The organism is Gordonia sp. Swx-4 (assembly GCF_030316175.1).
GTDB classification, from domain to species: domain Bacteria; phylum Actinomycetota; class Actinomycetes; order Mycobacteriales; family Mycobacteriaceae; genus Gordonia; species Gordonia alkanivorans.
Window position 1 is genome coordinate 634,741 of the sequence record NZ_CP128197.1, and the last position, 15,951, is coordinate 650,691.

Annotated in this window: 14 protein-coding genes and 3 tRNA genes; 3 read left to right on the forward strand and 14 right to left on the reverse strand. The window is 67.1% G+C overall.

The features are described from left to right. Window positions 1-24 precede the first annotated feature (24 nt). Together PWF70_RS02875 and PWF70_RS02880 are read left to right on the forward strand one after the other, a co-directional pair. Entirely contained in the window at window positions 25-705 is a 681-nt protein-coding gene (locus tag PWF70_RS02875) for a superoxide dismutase family protein (protein ID WP_006358105.1), read from the forward strand. A gap of 33 nt (window positions 706-738) precedes the next feature. Beyond that, a complete protein-coding gene (locus tag PWF70_RS02880) occupies window positions 739-1,860 on the forward strand; it encodes a glutamate--cysteine ligase (RefSeq protein ID WP_006358104.1) in 1,122 nt (373 codons plus the stop codon). A 210-nt stretch (window positions 1,861-2,070) separates the two neighbouring features. Here the strand turns inward: PWF70_RS02880 and PWF70_RS02885 are convergent. The 11 genes from PWF70_RS02885 to PWF70_RS02935 all read right to left on the reverse strand — a co-directional run bounded on the left by PWF70_RS02885 (window position 2,071) and on the right by PWF70_RS02935 (window position 11,384). Next, window positions 2,071-2,144 (reverse strand) — tRNA-Phe (locus PWF70_RS02885). Between the two features lie 56 nt (window positions 2,145-2,200). Continuing rightward, window positions 2,201-2,274 (reverse strand) — tRNA-Asp (locus PWF70_RS02890). Window positions 2,275-2,302: 28 nt separating this feature from the next. Then, a tRNA-Glu gene (locus tag PWF70_RS02895) sits at window positions 2,303-2,375 on the reverse strand. 150 nt (window positions 2,376-2,525) lie between these two features. Next, on the reverse strand, window positions 2,526-3,593 hold the full coding sequence (locus PWF70_RS02900) for a DNA cytosine methyltransferase (RefSeq protein ID WP_075863630.1): 1,068 nt from the start codon (window positions 3,591-3,593) through the stop codon (window positions 2,526-2,528). Window positions 3,594-3,654: 61 nt separating this feature from the next. After that, a complete protein-coding gene (locus PWF70_RS02905; protein ID WP_006358102.1) occupies window positions 3,655-4,422 on the reverse strand; it encodes a type II restriction endonuclease in 768 nt (255 codons plus the stop codon). A 253-nt stretch (window positions 4,423-4,675) separates the two neighbouring features. After that, window positions 4,676-5,008 (reverse strand): monovalent cation/H(+) antiporter subunit G, encoded by a 333-nt coding sequence (gene mnhG, locus PWF70_RS02910; RefSeq protein ID WP_006358101.1) that lies wholly within the window; start codon window positions 5,006-5,008, stop codon window positions 4,676-4,678. After that, window positions 5,005-5,268 carry a monovalent cation/H+ antiporter complex subunit F gene (locus tag PWF70_RS02915; RefSeq protein ID WP_006358100.1) on the reverse strand — a complete coding sequence of 88 codons (264 nt, stop codon included), beginning with the start codon at window positions 5,266-5,268 and terminating at the stop codon, window positions 5,005-5,007. Before PWF70_RS02915 ends, mnhG begins: the two co-directional genes overlap by 4 nt. After that, complete coding sequence (locus PWF70_RS02920) at window positions 5,265-6,116, reverse strand: Na+/H+ antiporter subunit E (RefSeq protein ID WP_006358099.1); 852 nt, start codon at window positions 6,114-6,116, stop codon at window positions 5,265-5,267. The genes PWF70_RS02915 and PWF70_RS02920 overlap by 4 nt, the downstream gene beginning before the upstream one ends. Continuing rightward, complete coding sequence (locus tag PWF70_RS02925; protein WP_006358098.1) at window positions 6,113-7,726, reverse strand: Na+/H+ antiporter subunit D; 1,614 nt, start codon at window positions 7,724-7,726, stop codon at window positions 6,113-6,115. The genes PWF70_RS02920 and PWF70_RS02925 overlap by 4 nt, the downstream gene beginning before the upstream one ends. Further along, window positions 7,723-8,412 carry a Na(+)/H(+) antiporter subunit C gene (locus PWF70_RS02930; RefSeq protein ID WP_006358097.1) on the reverse strand — a complete coding sequence of 230 codons (690 nt, stop codon included), beginning with the start codon at window positions 8,410-8,412 and terminating at the stop codon, window positions 7,723-7,725. The genes PWF70_RS02925 and PWF70_RS02930 overlap by 4 nt, the downstream gene beginning before the upstream one ends. Beyond that, the gene (locus PWF70_RS02935; protein ID WP_035754938.1) at window positions 8,409-11,384 is read right to left on the reverse strand and encodes a Na+/H+ antiporter subunit A; all 2,976 of its coding nucleotides are present in this window, start codon (window positions 11,382-11,384) and stop codon (window positions 8,409-8,411) included. The genes PWF70_RS02930 and PWF70_RS02935 overlap by 4 nt, the downstream gene beginning before the upstream one ends. 73 nt (window positions 11,385-11,457) lie before the next feature. On the opposite strand from PWF70_RS02935, the gene PWF70_RS02940 reads away from it, so the two are divergent. Next, window positions 11,458-11,886, forward strand: a complete 429-nt coding sequence (locus tag PWF70_RS02940) for a hypothetical protein (RefSeq protein ID WP_035754937.1) — start codon at window positions 11,458-11,460, stop codon at window positions 11,884-11,886. On the opposite strand, the gene PWF70_RS02945 is transcribed toward PWF70_RS02940, so the two are convergent. Genes PWF70_RS02945 through PWF70_RS02955 form a run of 3 tightly spaced genes read right to left on the reverse strand, consistent with a single transcriptional unit; the run spans window position 11,873 to window position 15,947 of the window. Then, on the reverse strand, window positions 11,873-12,520 hold the full coding sequence (locus PWF70_RS02945) for a TetR family transcriptional regulator (RefSeq protein WP_035754935.1): 648 nt from the start codon (window positions 12,518-12,520) through the stop codon (window positions 11,873-11,875). The two genes, PWF70_RS02940 and PWF70_RS02945, sit on opposite strands and share 14 nt — an antisense overlap. A gap of 59 nt (window positions 12,521-12,579) precedes the next feature. Further along, a complete protein-coding gene (locus tag PWF70_RS02950; RefSeq protein WP_035754930.1) occupies window positions 12,580-14,850 on the reverse strand; it encodes an AAA family ATPase in 2,271 nt (756 codons plus the stop codon). Beyond that, complete coding sequence (locus tag PWF70_RS02955) at window positions 14,847-15,947, reverse strand: CDP-alcohol phosphatidyltransferase family protein (protein ID WP_006358092.1); 1,101 nt, start codon at window positions 15,945-15,947, stop codon at window positions 14,847-14,849. The genes PWF70_RS02950 and PWF70_RS02955 overlap by 4 nt, the downstream gene beginning before the upstream one ends. Window positions 15,948-15,951: the final 4 nt, after the last annotated feature.

Sequence of the window (15,951 nt, forward strand, 5' to 3'; positions counted from 1 at the left end):
CGGTGACAGTGATCAAGGAGTGACATGTCCGGACGTTCGAAACTCACCGCGTCGCGCGCCCTCGCCGCGCTGGCTTCCGCGGGACTGATCGGGGTCGCCCTGGCCGGGTGCAGCCCCGACCAGAACCCCACGGATGTCCCCGGCACGACACCGCCGGTGATCTCCGACAAGCCGCTGCCCCCGGGTGCCGCGGACAACGTCGACGACGAGCCCAGCGGTCAGGTCGCGACCGCCGAGATCAAGGACACCTCCGGCAAGGTCGTCGGCGAGGCCACCTTCTCGGCCGAGTCCCAGGGCGACGGCCCGGTCACGGTCAGCGTGCGTGTCACCGACGGTGACCTACCCGCAGGCTTCCACGGCATGCACATCCACGAGAACGGCACCTGCGACGCCGGTTCCGGTGGGGCACAGGCCTTCACCTCGGCCGGTGGGCACCTGCAGGTCGACGGCAGCACCAGCCACCCCGCAAGCGGTGACCTGGTCTCGATCAACATCCTCGAAGACCACACCGGTCGTACCGTGACGACCACCGACGCGGTGAAGCTGGATCAGGTCTTCGGCAAGGCCATCATGATCCACGAGAAGCCCGACAACTTCGGCAACATCCCGGCCGACAAGTACCCGGGTGGACCGAAGGAAGAAACCCTGAAGACCGGTGACGCCGGCTCGCGCATCGCGTGCGGCGTCATCGAAGAGCGCAGCTAGGCACCCGCGATCCGGCACCGGGCGCGGCCGCCCATGTCACCGATCGAGTTCGACGGGTCGCCGACCCCCACGCTGGGGGTCGAGTGGGAATTCGCTCTGACCGACAAGGTCACCGGCGATCTGTCGAACTCGGCGGCGGCGCTCTTCGCCGCGGTCGGTGAGCATCACCCCGACCGTGAGGGGAAGATCCACAAGGAACTGCTCCGCAACACCGTCGAACTCGTGACGGGAATCTGCCGCACCACCGGTGAGGCGATCGCGGATCTGACCGACACCCTCGGCGTCGTACGGGTCCTGACCGAGGAACTCGGCGTCGACCTCTACGGCGCCGGCACGCATCCCTTCGCCGAGTACTCGACGCAGTTGCTGACCGAAGGTCACCGCTACGCCGAGCTCATCGAACGCACCCAGTGGTGGGGTCGGCAGATGCTCATCTGGGGCGTCCACGTCCACGTCGGGATCAGCCACCGCGACAAGGTGCTCCCGATCCTCGACTCCCTGCTGAACTTCTATCCGCACCTGCTGGCGCTGTCCTCGTCGTCGCCGATGTGGGCCGGTCAGGACACCGGTTACGCCAGCAACCGCGCGATGATGTTCCAACAGCTCCCCACCGCGGGACTGCCGTTCCAGTTCGAGACGTGGGACCAGTTCGAGGCCTTCGTCGCCGACCAGAAGACGACCGGCATCATCGACCACCTCAACGAGATCCGCTGGGACATCCGCCCGTCACCGCATCTCGGCACCATCGAGGTCCGCGTCTGCGACGGCATGACCAACCTCGACGAGCTCTCCGCGATCGTCGCACTGATCCACTGTCTCGTCGTCGACCTCGACCGCCGGTTCTCGGCGGGGGAGACCCTGCCGACGATGGCACCCTGGCTGGTCCAGGAGAACAAGTGGCGCGCAGCGCGATACGGCCTCGACGCCATCGTCATCCTCGACGGGCAGTGCCGGGAGGAACTCGTCACCGACGATCTGCATCGGCTGCTCGAACGCCTCCAGCCGATCGCACGCGACCTCGGCTGCGTCGACGAACTCGCCGGCGTGGAGCGCATCATCACGCAGGGTGCCAGCTATCAGCGGCAACGCGCGGTGTACCGCGACACCCACTCGATGCGCGATGTCGTCGCATCGGTTGTGGCCGAGCTGGATTGACCCCTCGGTACGCCCCTCCGCACCGCCTGAGGACCGTGGACCGGGGCTCCATCGGCGGATTCGCGGCGAGAAGCAGCGGCAAGTGGCGGCTTGGTTGAACTCGGCTCAAGGTAGGCACGGTGTGCGACGGTCCTAAGCCGTGAACCGGCGAACTCTCGACTCTCGTCCTTGTTCCCTATGACGACAGGGCGCGATACTAGCGCGACTAGGTGGCCAGGGCCGGGATCGAACCGGCGACCTTTCGCTTTTCAGGCGAACGCTCGTACCAACTGAGCTACCTGGCCGCGGGCACCCGTTTCGGATGCCTTGCGCAAATCGCCGGATTCTCCGGCGTCAACTGCGACCCTGACGGGACTCGAACCCGCGACCTCCGCCGTGACAGGGCGGCGCGCTAACCAACTGCGCCACAGGGCCTTGCTGTACTACGTCAGTCCGAAGACTGTACCCCCTACGGGATTCGAACCCGCGCTACCGCCTTGAAAGGGCGGCGTCCTAGGCCGCTAGACGAAGGGGGCTCGGTGCGACTCGCCCCATGGTTGCAGCGCAAGCCGAACACGTTACATCAGCTTAGGGTAGGTCCCCGCCGGAGCCAAATCGCACAGCAGGAACCACAACTCCAGTCTGTTTGTGGAGGCGCGTTGGAGAGCTGCCGGTCACGGCGCACTTCACCTCCGAATTGCGGACTGAACCTGTTCCAGCACGCGCTGCGCCAGGAGAGGTGGCACGGAGTTACCCAACTGATACTGAACGCTCGCACGCCCTCCTACGAACTCGAATTCGTCGGGAAACGTAAACAGGCGCTTTACCTCGGGAACGCGCAGTCTTCGGTTGTCCCAGTGGAATGGTCCGACATTGGGGCCTGGTTGCGCCTGGATCGTAGGCGATGGCTTGCCGGGGTCAAGCTTCAACAAGAATGACCAGTAGCGGCTCCGCCACTTGAAGAGCGGCTGGGGATGGCCCCTTTCCTCGGTGTAATGGAGGTAGTTGCCGCCTGGCGGAATGTCCTTCAGTAACTTGCCGTATTGTCCGCCGAGGGTCTCTTCCCGCTCTGGCTCTGTGACCAGGCCTGCCAGAGCCTCGCCTGCCGTGACGTGCGGTCTGTCGGCGGTTCCTGTCGCCCTCCGCTCCCACTTGCCGCCGTGCGTAGCCTTCGGCAGCGTTGGTGTTGGCGTGCCTTTAGGGGTTCCGACAATGAATAGTCGTGGGCGGGCCTGTGGCACACCGTAGTCCGCAGCATTGAGAACCGCCATATTGCAGTCATAACCCGCTTCGTCGATCTCCCGAAGTAGACGCGTAAGCGCAGGTCTGCTGGCTTGGTTGTTGTAGGTCAGTGCATATACATTCTCGAGCACAAACGCTCGCGGCCGAGACTCTCGGAGAACGCGGGTGTACTCCTGCAGAAGGGAGGCGTCAGGGTCGAGTCCTGAACGCTTCCATTCGAGCCAGAACCCGCTCTTCGAGAACGGTGTGCATGGGGGCCCTCCCACGAGCAGGTCTGGTCTCTGCCCTTTGCGAAGACCAGCTGCCTTAAGGATCTCAGTCGTGGAAGTTTCTAGGATGTCCTTGTGGATCACCGGAGCGCCCAGCTTGGGGAAGTTCTTCTCCATTGTCATCGCAGCATCTGCGTGGCGTTCAACAGCAGCCCGGACGTCAAATCCCGCGAGTTCGGCACCCAGGTCGAGGCCTCCGGCCCCTGAGAACAGTGAGATTGCTACGCCGCGGGTGGTCGCCATGCTAGAAAGCTTCTCACGGCTGTCCGACACCCACGTATGGGACTCACCCACAGGATGCGATCTACTGGCGACGCATCTTGTCTAGCAGCTGAACAACTACAGGTGCTGTCTTGAACTTGTACTTGCGCCAGTAGGTGTAGAACTCTTCGGGTGTCGCGAACGCACCTCTGCCGTCCCGAAGCGCATCGATGTCCTTAACTGCTCCGATGTACTCGCGTGTAGTGGAGGAACGTTGCTCGCTGGCGATCTTCCATGGTTGCTGAACGATCAGTTCCAGGTCCCGAACCCTCCCGGAAGCTTTGTCATCGAGAGTGTAAATACCGAGAACGTCGAGGTGCGAAGTGTAGTCGGCGAAGGGACGAAACGTACCAGGAAACTGCAGGTCAGGGTGCTTAAAGTAAGTGTTACCTGTGTAGAGGGTTATCGCGCTCTGGGTCTTGTTCGCTGGAGTGCCGCTCTTGCGGACAGCGCGTCGAGCGACTTTGATGTCGATGGCGTGATACCCGCCCCCGAAAGCGTCGCCGCTGATTTCGAGGTCTGGGTAACCGCGCTCGGTCCCTCGCTCCGCGAAGGCGCTGGTTAGGCTCGATATGCGGTCGATAAGGAACCCGACGATGCCGACCTCAAGAACGTTCGCGAGCGCGGCCGGCTCCTTCGGTAAGGGGAGGATGTGCCCACCAGCTGCTAGCTGCTTCAGTAGATCGACTTCATCCTTCGCGGTCAGCGGCCACGCGTGGTCGCCTTCTATACGATATGCGCCTCCGAGGCCGAAGGTGTATTCCGAACACTGGGCTCGTAGCCAGTTCTCCAAGTCGAGCGATTCCGTCACAGACGCAGCATCTCATGAAGGATTTCAGCAGCGACAGAGCGTAACGTCGCGAACTAGGACGGAGGTGTTCGTGGCTTTAGTGGCAGAACGAAGAACAGGCAGAAACAGTCGTTGATCCCGTCCGACGACTTATCGATGGCTTATGATCTCGACACCGACCGATACGCGGAGATGTCGGCAAGTTGTCCAATAGATCTCAAACGAGCCTTTTCGTACGGGATGCAACTTGACCACTGCGGCCCCGAACTCTCCGCTAATCCCGGTCGGGTGACTCCATGTCGCGCTCCTCCATGAGGCCGTCGCGGGCGCGCTGTTCCTGATAGGCGAGGCGTCCGATCCGGTGGGCGACCACCGGTGCCGTGATCAGCGCGAAGAGCCCGGCCAGGATGAGCATCCCGCTGTCGACGTTGTCGCCGAGGCGGACCACCGCGCCGAGCAGGATCAGCAGCAGCCCGAAGGTCTGCGGTTTGGTGGCGGCGTGCATCCGGCTCAGCGTGTCCGGGAACCGCACCAGACCGATGGCCGCGGTGACCGCCATGAGGCAGCCGATGAGGATCAGCGTTCCGCTGACGATATCCACGATCATGTCTGGTCATCCCGGACTCGGAATCGTGCGATCGCCACCGATCCGACGAAGCTCAGCAGCGACAGCGCGACGATGGCCGGCACGACCGTCGAGTCGAGGCTGTAGGCCGCCCACACACCGAGACCGCACATGCACAGCGCGATGAGGACGTCGAGCGAGACCAGACGGTCCAGCGTCGACGGTCCGCGCAGGATGGCGATCATCGTCAGGATCGCGGCGATCAGGAGCATCGTCGCCGCGATCGTCCACACGACGCTCATGACTCACCTCGATCCGAGCGGGAGGTCTCCGCCGCCGCGGTCGGGATGTCCGCCGACTGCGCACCGGCGACCGGTTGGATGGGCCGCACGTGATGGAAGTCCTCGTCGATGCCGTGGTACGGGCTGGGATGCCATTCGCTGTCCCGCTCGAAGGCCTTGATGAACATGCGCTCGACGTAGGCGACCTGGTCGTAGAACGCGCGCACCTTCTTCTCCGACCGGACGTCGAAGACGTGGACGTACAGCATGCGACGACGGTGGTCGATCTCGAGCACCATCGTGCCGGGCACGAGGTTCAGGTAGTCGACGGCAAGGGTGAGGACCATGTCGGACTTGATCGCAACCCGGACGCGCACGACGGCACCGAGTGGCGGTCGGCCGGGTCGGATGGCCATCCAGCCGATCTGCAGGCTCGAGACGAAGAAGTCGACGACGAGCCGGACGACGAGCCGGGCCAGCGACAGCGGGTGGATTCGGCCCTCGACGGGTACGCGCGGTAGGGGCAGCACGGTGAGCACCGCAACCGCGAGGACCACGCCGCCGATGATGTTGGCCCACGAAACGGTGCCCCACAACAACACCCAGACGAAGGTCAGCCAGGCGATGGTCCACAGCCGGACCCCGACCTCGCGGCTGTCGCTGCCGAGCCACTTGGGCAGGCGCGTGTGATTGCGCAGCCACACCAGAGCACTGACGAAGTGCCAGAAGATGAACAGCAGTGACACCCGCCAGGTGTTGATCACCAGCGAGAGTACGGGGCCCTTGGTGGACACCACCGGGGCGCGTCGCTTCATGGTCCGTTCGCCACCGTCGGGCTGCTTCCCGCTGGGCTGTTCTCCGGTCGTCATCGTGATTCACCTCCGCCCAGTACGGCCTCGACGTACACGCCGCGGTGGACGACGTCGGTTGCGGCGCTGTCGGTGAAGTCGAAGATCGGGCCGGCCCACAGTGTGAGCACCAGACCGGCGACGACCATCGCGAACGTGGGGAGGACCATCATCGCCGGCATGCGGCCGACGTCCTCACGTTCGGAGAAGGCGCCGTCGTCGCGTTCGTCGATGAGTGCGGACGGTCCTTGGTCGGCGAGTTCGCCCTCGGGGGCGTCGGCGCGGGGCCGCCAGAAGCCCTTGGTCCAGATTCGGGCCACCACGTACAGCGTGAGGAGGCTGGTGACGACCGAGCCGGCCACCAGAATCCAGGCCAGCACCGATCCGTTCTGGACGCCGGCCTCGAGGAGTGCGACCTTGCCGATGAACCCGGAGAACGGCGGGATACCCCCCAGGTTGAGGGCCGGGACGAGGAAGAGGACGGCGAGGACGGGGCTGGCGATCAGGCCGCCGAGCCGACGCAGTGAGGCCGATCCCGCCTGACGCTCGATCAGGCCCACCACCAGGAACAACGTGGTCTGGACGAGGATGTGGTGGGCGACGTAGTAGATTGCCGCCGACATCCCGAGTTCCGACGACAGCGCGACGCCGAAGACCATGTAGCCGATGTGGCTGACGAGGGTGAACGACAGCAGACGTTTGATGTCGGACTGGGCGATCGCACCGAAGATGCCCACGATCATCGTCAGCAGACCCGCGACCATGAGCACCGTGTCCATCGACCCGCCGGGGAACAACAGGGTGTGGGCGCGGACGATCGCGTACACACCGACCTTGGTGAGGAGGCCCGCGAACACCGCGGTGACCGGGGCGGGCGCGGTCGGGTAGGAGTCGGGCAGCCACGTCGACAGGGGGAAGACCGCGGCCTTGATGCCGAACGCCACGAGCAGTACCGCATAGAGGGCGTTGCGGGTGCCGTCGGGCACGTCGTCGAGGCGGACCGCCATCTCCGCGAGGTTGAGCGTCCCCGTGGTGGCGTAGGCGAAGGCGATGCCGGCCAGGAAGATCAGCGACGACAACATCGACACCATCACGTACGACGCGCCGGCGCGGACGCGTTCCTCGCTGGCGCCGAGCGTGAGCAGCACGAAGCTCGCGGTGAGCAGCACCTCGAAGGAGACGTAGAGGTTGAACAGGTCGCCGGCCAGGAAGGCGTTGCAGACACCCGCGGTCAGGATCAGGTAGGTCGGCAGGAAGATCGACGTCGGCTGCTGGGCCGTGCCGTCACGGATACCCTGACCGATCGCGTACACGACGACGCACAGCAGCACGATCGTCGAGACGACCAGCATCAGCGCCGCGAGCTGGTCGACGACCAGCGTGATCCCGAGTGGGCCGTTGGGGAAGCCCTTGTCACCCCAGCCGCCGATCGCGACCGCGAAGGTACCGTGCCGGTCGGTCAGGTAGAGCAGCAGACACGACGCGATGAACGCCACCGAGATCGCCGCGATGGCGACCACGCGCTGGAACCGCGGGCTGCGGCCGAGTAGCAGCGACAGCGCGGCGGCGCCGAGGGGGACCAGCGTCGGCAGCGTGATCAGGACGGGAATCCAGGACGGCTGCGGAGTCATCGGTCACCCCCTTCGGAATCGTGTTCGGCGTCGTCGGTGGCGACCTTCTCCCCGGAGCTCCCGATGACCTTCGGGTGGTCGGAGTCGTCCTCGGGGATCTTGTCTCCCACGAGGTCCGGGTCGTCCTCGGAACTGTCGGACCCGATCTCGTCGATGACGTCGGAGTCGGTCGGCATGATGTCGGTCTCGTGCAGCGCCGCGTGACGTTCGGCGACCTCCTCGGGGGAGAGGGGGTTACCCGAGTCGTCGAAGTAGTCGCCGCTGGCGGTATCGGACAGCGTGACCGGGTCGTCGCTGCGGTCGCGATCGGGGGCCGTGTCGAGTGTGCCCGTCTTGATCTTGACGTCCTCGACGTCGTCCTCGAGATCGTCGTCGTCGCGGTTGATCACGAACAGCCGGTAGACGAGCGCGAGCACGAACGCCGCGACGCCCATGGTGATGACGATCGCGGTCAGGATCATTCCCTGGGCGAGCGGGTCGGCATCCGTGGCTCGGTTCTCCGACGACCGGCCCAGGATCGGCGGATTACCCATCCCGCCGGACACCACGATGATCATCAGGTTGAGCGAGTTGCCGGCGAGGAGCAGGCCGAACAACATCCGGACCAGGCTGCGTTCCATCAGCAGGTACACGCCGCACGCGGCCATGACCCCGACGACGAGGAGGAGTGGGAGATTGGTGCTCATCGGACCACCTGTCCCTCTCCCGCGGGGACGTTCTCGGCCGTCGGCTCGTCGGATTCGGCCGGGATCGCCGCCGGATCGGTCTGGGTGCGGACGGGAGTGCGCGCCATCGTCGTCTCGACGTCGAGGCGGGCCCCGAGGCTGCGCAGCACGTCGAGTACCAGTCCGATCACGATGAGGTAGATCCCGAGGTCGAAGAACAGCGCGGTGACCAGCTTGATGTCGCCGAGGACCGGGACGGTGATCTCGAAGACGGCGGACGAGAGCGCGGGCGCCCCGAGGAACAACGACGTGATCGCGGTGGCGGCGGAGATCGCCAGACCTGCGCCCAGGATGCGGCCCGGTTCGATCGGCAGGGCCTCCCCGAGCTCGTAGCGGCCACCCGCCAGGTACCGCAGGACCAGCGCGAGACCCATGGTGAGGCCACCGGCGAATCCGCCGCCCGGCGAGTTGTGTCCGGCGTAGAAGAAGTAGACCGACAGCACGACCATCGTCGGGAACAGCAGTCGGGTGGTGGCCTCGAGGACCATCGATCGATGCCGGGGGTCGCGCAGACCAGACCCGAGCAGCCAGGTCGTGCGGTCCGGTGGGATCGGATCGTCGTCGTCATCGGTGTCGTTGTCGCTGATCCCGGCCTGCAGGCGAGCGGCGTCGGCGACGCGTGGTACCGCGCCGAAGCGCCGGTTGCGGAACACCATCGAGGCGACACCCGTCGCCGCGGCGATCAGCACGGACACCTCGCCGAGTGTGTCCCACGCGCGGATGTCGACGAGGATGACGTTCACCGCGTTCGCGCCCTGACCGAACTTGTAGGCGGCCTCGGGAAGGTCGACGTGCAGTGGCTCGGTCGAGCGTGCGGAGGCCGCGTACAGGCCGATCACCACGAGCATGGCGCCGAAGGCGAGGCCGATCAGCGCGCGCAGGGGCTTGAAGCCGGTGGCGTGCCGCTTCTCCGGCTCGGCCGGCAGCTTACGCAGGACGAGCACGAAGATGACCAGCGTCAGCGTCTCCACCAGGAACTGGGTGAGCGCGAGGTCGGGGGCGCCGTAGAGGGCGAACAACATGCCGCAGCCGTAACCGGTTACGCCGACGAGCAGCGTCGCGGCGAGACGATTGCGCAGGACGACCGCTGCGATCGAAGCAGCGATCATGATGCCGCCGATGACGAACTGGGGAGCGGTGGCGTCGTAGTCGATCTGCAGCTGGTCACGGGCGCCGAGGAACAGCACGATCGTCGGCAACAGGATCGCCGTGCAGAGGATGACGCCCTGGGTGACGGGCAGCGATCCGCGCTGGGTGTTGCGTGTGAGCAGCAGTGAGACGGTGTCGGCCGAACGCAGCGCGGCGTCGTAGATCCGGTCGGCGTTGAGCATCGGCCGGAAACCGAAGACACGGTCGCGGATCTTGCGGATGCCGAGGAAGGCGATGACACCGCCGACGATCACGATGATCGAGAAGATCACCGGGAGTCCGAAACCGTGCCACAGCGCGAGGTGTTCGAGCTCGTGTCCGTAGCTGTTCAGGGTCTCGGCGTAGGGCTCGAAGAGGGCGCCGATCGGCCCGCTGACGAAGCCGGCGACCACACCGGCGACGGCGAGGACGACCGGGGAGATGTAGAAGGCCCAGGCGGGGGCGTGCATCTTCGCCACGGCCGGGCTGGGTGTGTTGCGGACCTTGCGTCCGAACGCGCCCCACAGGAAGCGCAGCGTGTACGCGCAGGTGATGATCGATCCGACCAGCAGGACGATGTCGACGGTGTGGGCCTGCCAGGAACTGAGGGCCCCGGTGTCCCAGACCGACGCGAAGGCGGTCTCCTTGCCGATGAACCCGAAGGTGAACGGGATGCCGGCCATGCTCGCACCGGCGAGCGCCGCGGTGACGGCGAGCACCGGCAGGCGGTGCCCGAGACGTGCGAGCTTGCGGATGTCGCGGGTACCGGTCGCGTGGTCGATGATGCCGACGACCATGAACAGCGACGCCTTGAACATGGCGTGCGCGACGAGCATGGCGAGGCCTGCCATGGCCACGTTCGCATCGCCGATGCCGACGAGGACGGCCATGAATCCCAGCTGGGACACGGTGCCGAAGGCGAGGATGAGTTTCAGGTCGAGTTCACGGAGTGAACGCCAGCCCCCGAGGACCATCGTCAGCGCACCGAGGCCGACGACGGCGATCTGCCAGCTGGCGGTGGCCGAGAAGCCCGGGGCCAGACGCGCGATCAGGTAGATGCCGGCTTTCACCATCGCGGCAGCATGCAGGTAGGCGCTGACCGGCGTGGGGGCGGCCATCGCGCCCGGGAGCCAGAAGTGGAACGGGACGATGGCCGACTTGCTGAGCGCGCCGATGAGCAGCAGGACGATCGCGATGTCGACGTAGACGCCGGTCGGCGGTGCCGCGATGATCTCCGAGAGCAGGTAGGTCCCGGAGCGTTCGCCCAGCATGATGATGCCGACGAGCATGGCCAGGCCACCGAAGGTGGTGACCAGGAGAGCCTGGGTGGCCGATCGCCGGGCCGTCGCACGGACGCCGTAGAAGCCGACGAGCATGAACGACAGGACGGTCGTGAGCTCCCAGAACACGTAGAGCACGAGCATGTTGTCAGAGATGACCAGACCGAACATGGCCGCCGCGAAGGCCACCATCTCGCCACCGAACAGCGCGACGCGCGGGCGGGCGTCGTCGAAGTAGTGGGCGCAGTAGCAGAGCACGAGGGCGCCGACGCCCAGGATCAGGACCGACAGGATCGCCGTGAGGGTGTCGAAGCGGGTGACGATGTCCATCTGCAACGACGGAACCCAGCTCACCGTCTCCACGACGGCGCGGTCGGCCTCGGGGGCGGGCCAGTGGGTGATCACCCAGATCAGGGCGCCGAGCGGCGCGAGCGCGAGGATGTAGAAACCCCGGGTGCCGATCCAGTGGATGACTGCGGGCGCGATCAGTGCGCACACTGCCAACGCAGCCAACACAGAAATCAAAAGGGCACTCCGTCTTTCTCCCGGCGGGGTGTCACGGGCGAACACCCGCGGGAACTACTTTACCGTTGCCCGTATGTTCCGGTTCGACTGGCTCTGGCGTCTCGTTGTGGTACTGGCTTCGATCGCGGTGGTCGGTGGCGCGCTGGCCGGGTGCAGCGAGGAGGAGCAGGCGGGCCCCGATGGGGTTCCGCTGCCGTCTGATTTTCCCGTCACGCAGGTGCCGCTGATCGACGGGCACGTGCTGTCGGCGAGCGGTACGCGCGCCGACGGCTGGGAGGTCACCGTCCAGGGTCCGGCGAACGGCGGCAACCAGCTCGAGGCGGCGACGAAGAAGCTGACCGACGCCGGTTACGTCGAGTCGCATCGTTCCACCGAAGGCGGACAGTCCGTTGCCGTGCTGTCCGCGGCCAAGGGTGGGTCGACCTACTGGGTTCAGGTCGGCGCCTCCCCGCAGGCCGCCGGTGGCGGATCGTCGGTGTTCTACCTGGTCAACGTCGAGTAGGTTCGTCCGCGGCACCTGCGTGGTCCCGGACAGCGCCGTACAGGAAATCCCGCAGCCGCGTCTCGAAGAGCCGGCGCGGGGTGAGGTGGTTGGCCGACAGCGCTCGGGACAGGTGCGGCTGTGTGTCGGGCGAGACATGCCCCGCGGCGGACGACCGGCTGTGCGGAGGCTGCGACGCCTCCATCAACACGGCGCCGACGACGAGGCTCTGCACGCCTTCCAGGATTCGGACCTGGAGCTCGGTGGGGACACCTGACGCGGAGAGAAACGACGCACAGTCCTCCTGAACGGAGACGAACCGCACGCGCGGAAGATGCGTAACCAGGAGCGGTGCCGCGTTCCGATGTCGGAGGACCGACTGCCGGAAGTTCAGGGAGATCCCGATCAGGTAGTCAGGCCAGTCCGGTCCCGGCTTCACCCGAGGTCTCCGACTCGGTCCGGCGACGCGGAGAGCGACTTCGGCGAGCAGCTCGTGCTTGTCCCTGAAGTGGTGATAGAGCGACGGGGCGCGGACTCCCAGCTGCTCTGCCAGTCGCGGAAGGCTGAACGCATCGAGTCCTTCGGTGTCGATGATCTCGAGCGATGCCTGCACTGCCGCGTCACGGTTGATCAACGGTTTGGACGGCCGTGGCATCAGTCACCCCTTTGGTTGTCTCGCCTTCGCGGACAGGACGAGAACGGCCGTGCGAACCCTCACTCCAACCGGCGCTCGGCATACGCCCGCAGGTTCTCCACCTGGTCGGGGTCGAGCGACGGACGGACCCGGCTCCTGGCCTCGGTCACGTCGTCGGCGGTGACCACCGCGGCGTTGATGTCGCGTCGCATCGCCGACAGTGCGGCCTCGCGGAGCAGCGCCGAGCAGTCGGCGGCGGAGTAGCCCTCGAGGTCGGCGGCGAGTTCGTCGAGGTCGATGTCGTCGAGCGGGACGTCGCGGCCGCTGGTGCGCAAGATGTCCCCGCGGGCTGCGGCATCCGGCGGCGGCACGAAGACCAGGCGTTCTAGGCGGCCGGGTCGCAGCAGCGCCGGGTCGATGAGGTCGGGGCGGTTGGTCGCGCCGAGTACGACCACGTCCTGCAGCGGTTCGACGCCGTCGAGTTCGGTGAGAAGCGACGCGACCACACGGTCGGCGACCCCGGAATCGGTGGATTGCCCTCGACGAGGTGCGAGCGCGTCGACCTCGTCGAGGAAGATCAGCGACGGCGCCGACTCGCGGGCGCGGGCGAACAGGTCACGGACCGCCTTCTCCGACGAGCCGACCCATTTGTCCATCAGCTCAGCACCTTTGACGGTGTGCACCGACAACTGGCCGGATGCGGCGAGCGCGCGGACGACGAAGGTCTTGCCGCATCCTGGCGGGCCGAAGAGCAGCACACCGCGGGGCGGGTCGACGCCGAGCCGGGCGAAGGTGTCGGGATGCTGCAGCGGCCACAGGACCGCCTCGGTCAGCGCCTGTTTGGTCTCGACCATGTCGCCGACATCGGCGAGCGTGATCGAACCGAGTGCCACCTCGGGGGAATCCGACCGGGACACCGGCCGGATCACGTCGAGCGCGCCCACGAGATCCTCGGTGCGGAGTGCGGGTTCGGATTTGCTGCTGCTGGCGCGGGTCGCGGCGCGCAGCGCGGCCTCGCGGGTGAGCGCGGCGAGGTCGCCGGCGACGAAACCCGGGGTGCGTGCGGCCACCGACTCGAGGTCGAGGTCGCCCTCGGTGGGAACCGTCGACAGGATCGCCGCCAACAGCCGTCCGCGGGTGGCGGCGTCGGGCAGTCCGATGATCAGTTCGCGGTCGCACAGCGACGGGTCGCGTAGGCGCGAGTCGAGGCGAACGGGTTCGGCGGTGGTCGCGACGAGCGCGATACGGCCATCGGAGATGCCCGAGCGCAGCTCGTCGAGGACAAGGGTGGCGACCGGCTCCGGCTCGGATGGCAGGAGGGCGTCGATGTCGGTGATGAGCAGGACCCCGCCGGTGGCGCGGGCGCGGGCCACCGCGTCGGTGACCGTGCGCAGGCGGGTGTTGGGTTCGGTGGCGCCGGTCGTCGGGCCGTCGACGGTGACGAGGGTGCGCTTCGCGCAGACCGATCGGACCAGCGTCGCCTTGCCGCCACCGGCCGGCCCGGTCACCAGGACGCCGAGACGAGGCGCGGCGCCCAGGGTGCGCAGGACGTCGGGCTCGTCGAGCGTGATCGCCAGCCATTCGGTGAGCTTGGTGATCTGCGAGTCGACGCCGACCAGCTCGGACACCGGCCGGACCGGGACGTCGGGCTCCTCGACCGGGACGCTGCCGACGGGAGCCGGGATCGTCGGCGGTGCGTTGACCGGGGTGTCGGGCACGATGCCGAGCGCACCCGGAATCCGCGGCGAACCGAGACCGGCGCGGTCGCCGAGCGGGGGCACCTCGCCTGCGGTCGTCGACCACAGCACCGCGGTGTTGGTCTGCACGCTGACGGGGGAGCCCGGATCGGTACCCGTGACGGTGAGCAGTTCGGTGGTCCAGGTGATGCCGACGGACCGGGCCAGGGCGCGCGTCGCCTCGGTCGCGGCGAGTTCGGGCCCGAGGTCGCGGGGCAGCAGCGACACCGCGTCACCGACCGAGAGCACCTTGCCGAGCAGCGCGCGCCGGAGCGTGGACTCGGTGATCGACTGGGTGGCCAGCACCGAGCCGTTCACGACGACCCGGCTCGCGCCGTGCACGACCACCGGGGCCAGCACGACCGGGGCGTTCTCCTTGACCCCGGCGTTGGAGAAGAGGATCTCGTCGAGCAGGACGGTCCCGGTCGGCGCCGACGCATCGGTCGCCGCGACCACCGCGGCGGTCACGCGGGCGCCGGTGATCGACACGGCATCCCACTCCCGCAGCGACAACGCGGTCAGCACCTCGGGGTGCACCCGGATGATGCCGCGGCGTGCCTCGGCCGCGGAGGTGTTGAGTCGGGCGGTCAGGGTCAGGGACACCCGTGAGCTCATTCGGTCTCGCTTCCGTTCTGATCGGCAACCGGTTCGGAGCTCTGCACGGCGACCGGCGCACCGGTGGGACGGTTGAGGCCCAGCCTGCGCTGCGACTTCAGGACGGGGCGTCGTCGACGGCCACCCGGCGCGGTCTTCGACGCCTTCCGCTGCGCACGGCGCTCGGCGGGCTTGTCGTCCCAGTGCTCCGGCCGCGAGGCGACCCACCGACGCGAACGCCACGCGAACGGGATGTGGATCGCGTAGGCGGCGATGCCGATCATCATCAGCAGGTAGGGGTAGGTCAGCAGGAGAGCGGCACCGACCGCGACGAGGACGAGCAGACCGGCGACCGCGCGCGGCGGGATCGACGCGGTCTTCAGGGACGCCGTGGGAACGCGGCTGACGGCCAGGAACGCGACCAGGACCAGCCATCCGCCCACGGCGGGCACCGATGTCCACCAGCCCTCGCCGAACTGCTGGGCCAGACCGATCGGCAGCAGCGCGCAGATGGCGGCCGCCGGTGCCGGGACGCCGACGAAGAAGTCCCTCGTGTACCCGGGTGCCTCGTCGTCGTCGAGCAGGGTGTTGAACCGGGCGAGGCGCAACACGATCGCGCAGCAGTAGATCAGCGCCAGCGCCCAGCCGAGATCCTGGCCGTCGAGCAGGAAGAAGTAGACGATCATCGCCGGCACCACGCCGAAGTTGATCGCGTCGGCCAGGGAGTCGATCTCGGCGCCGATACGGCTCGTCGCGCCCATCAGCCGGGCCACCCGTCCGTCGATGCCGTCGAGGAACGCGGCGGCGACGAGGAGACCCATGGCGACGTCGATGTCGCCGGTGGTGGCCGCGCGCATCGCCGTCAGTCCCGCGCAGATCGCGAGGATCGTGAGCGACGACGGGATGATGATGCGTCCCGCCTGCGCCTGCTTGCTGAGCCGGCGACGTTCGGGTTCACGTGGCTTGGACGGTGCGGGGCCATGGGCCTGCGCCTGGCGTCGTGCTGACCGCGCGGTGGGGACGCGGGTCTTGGAGGAGCGGGACGGCCGGCGGAGACCGGGGTCACCGGCCCGGCGTCCGGCGGGACCGTCGGATGAATTCGCAGCCTGGGGGTTCACGGGC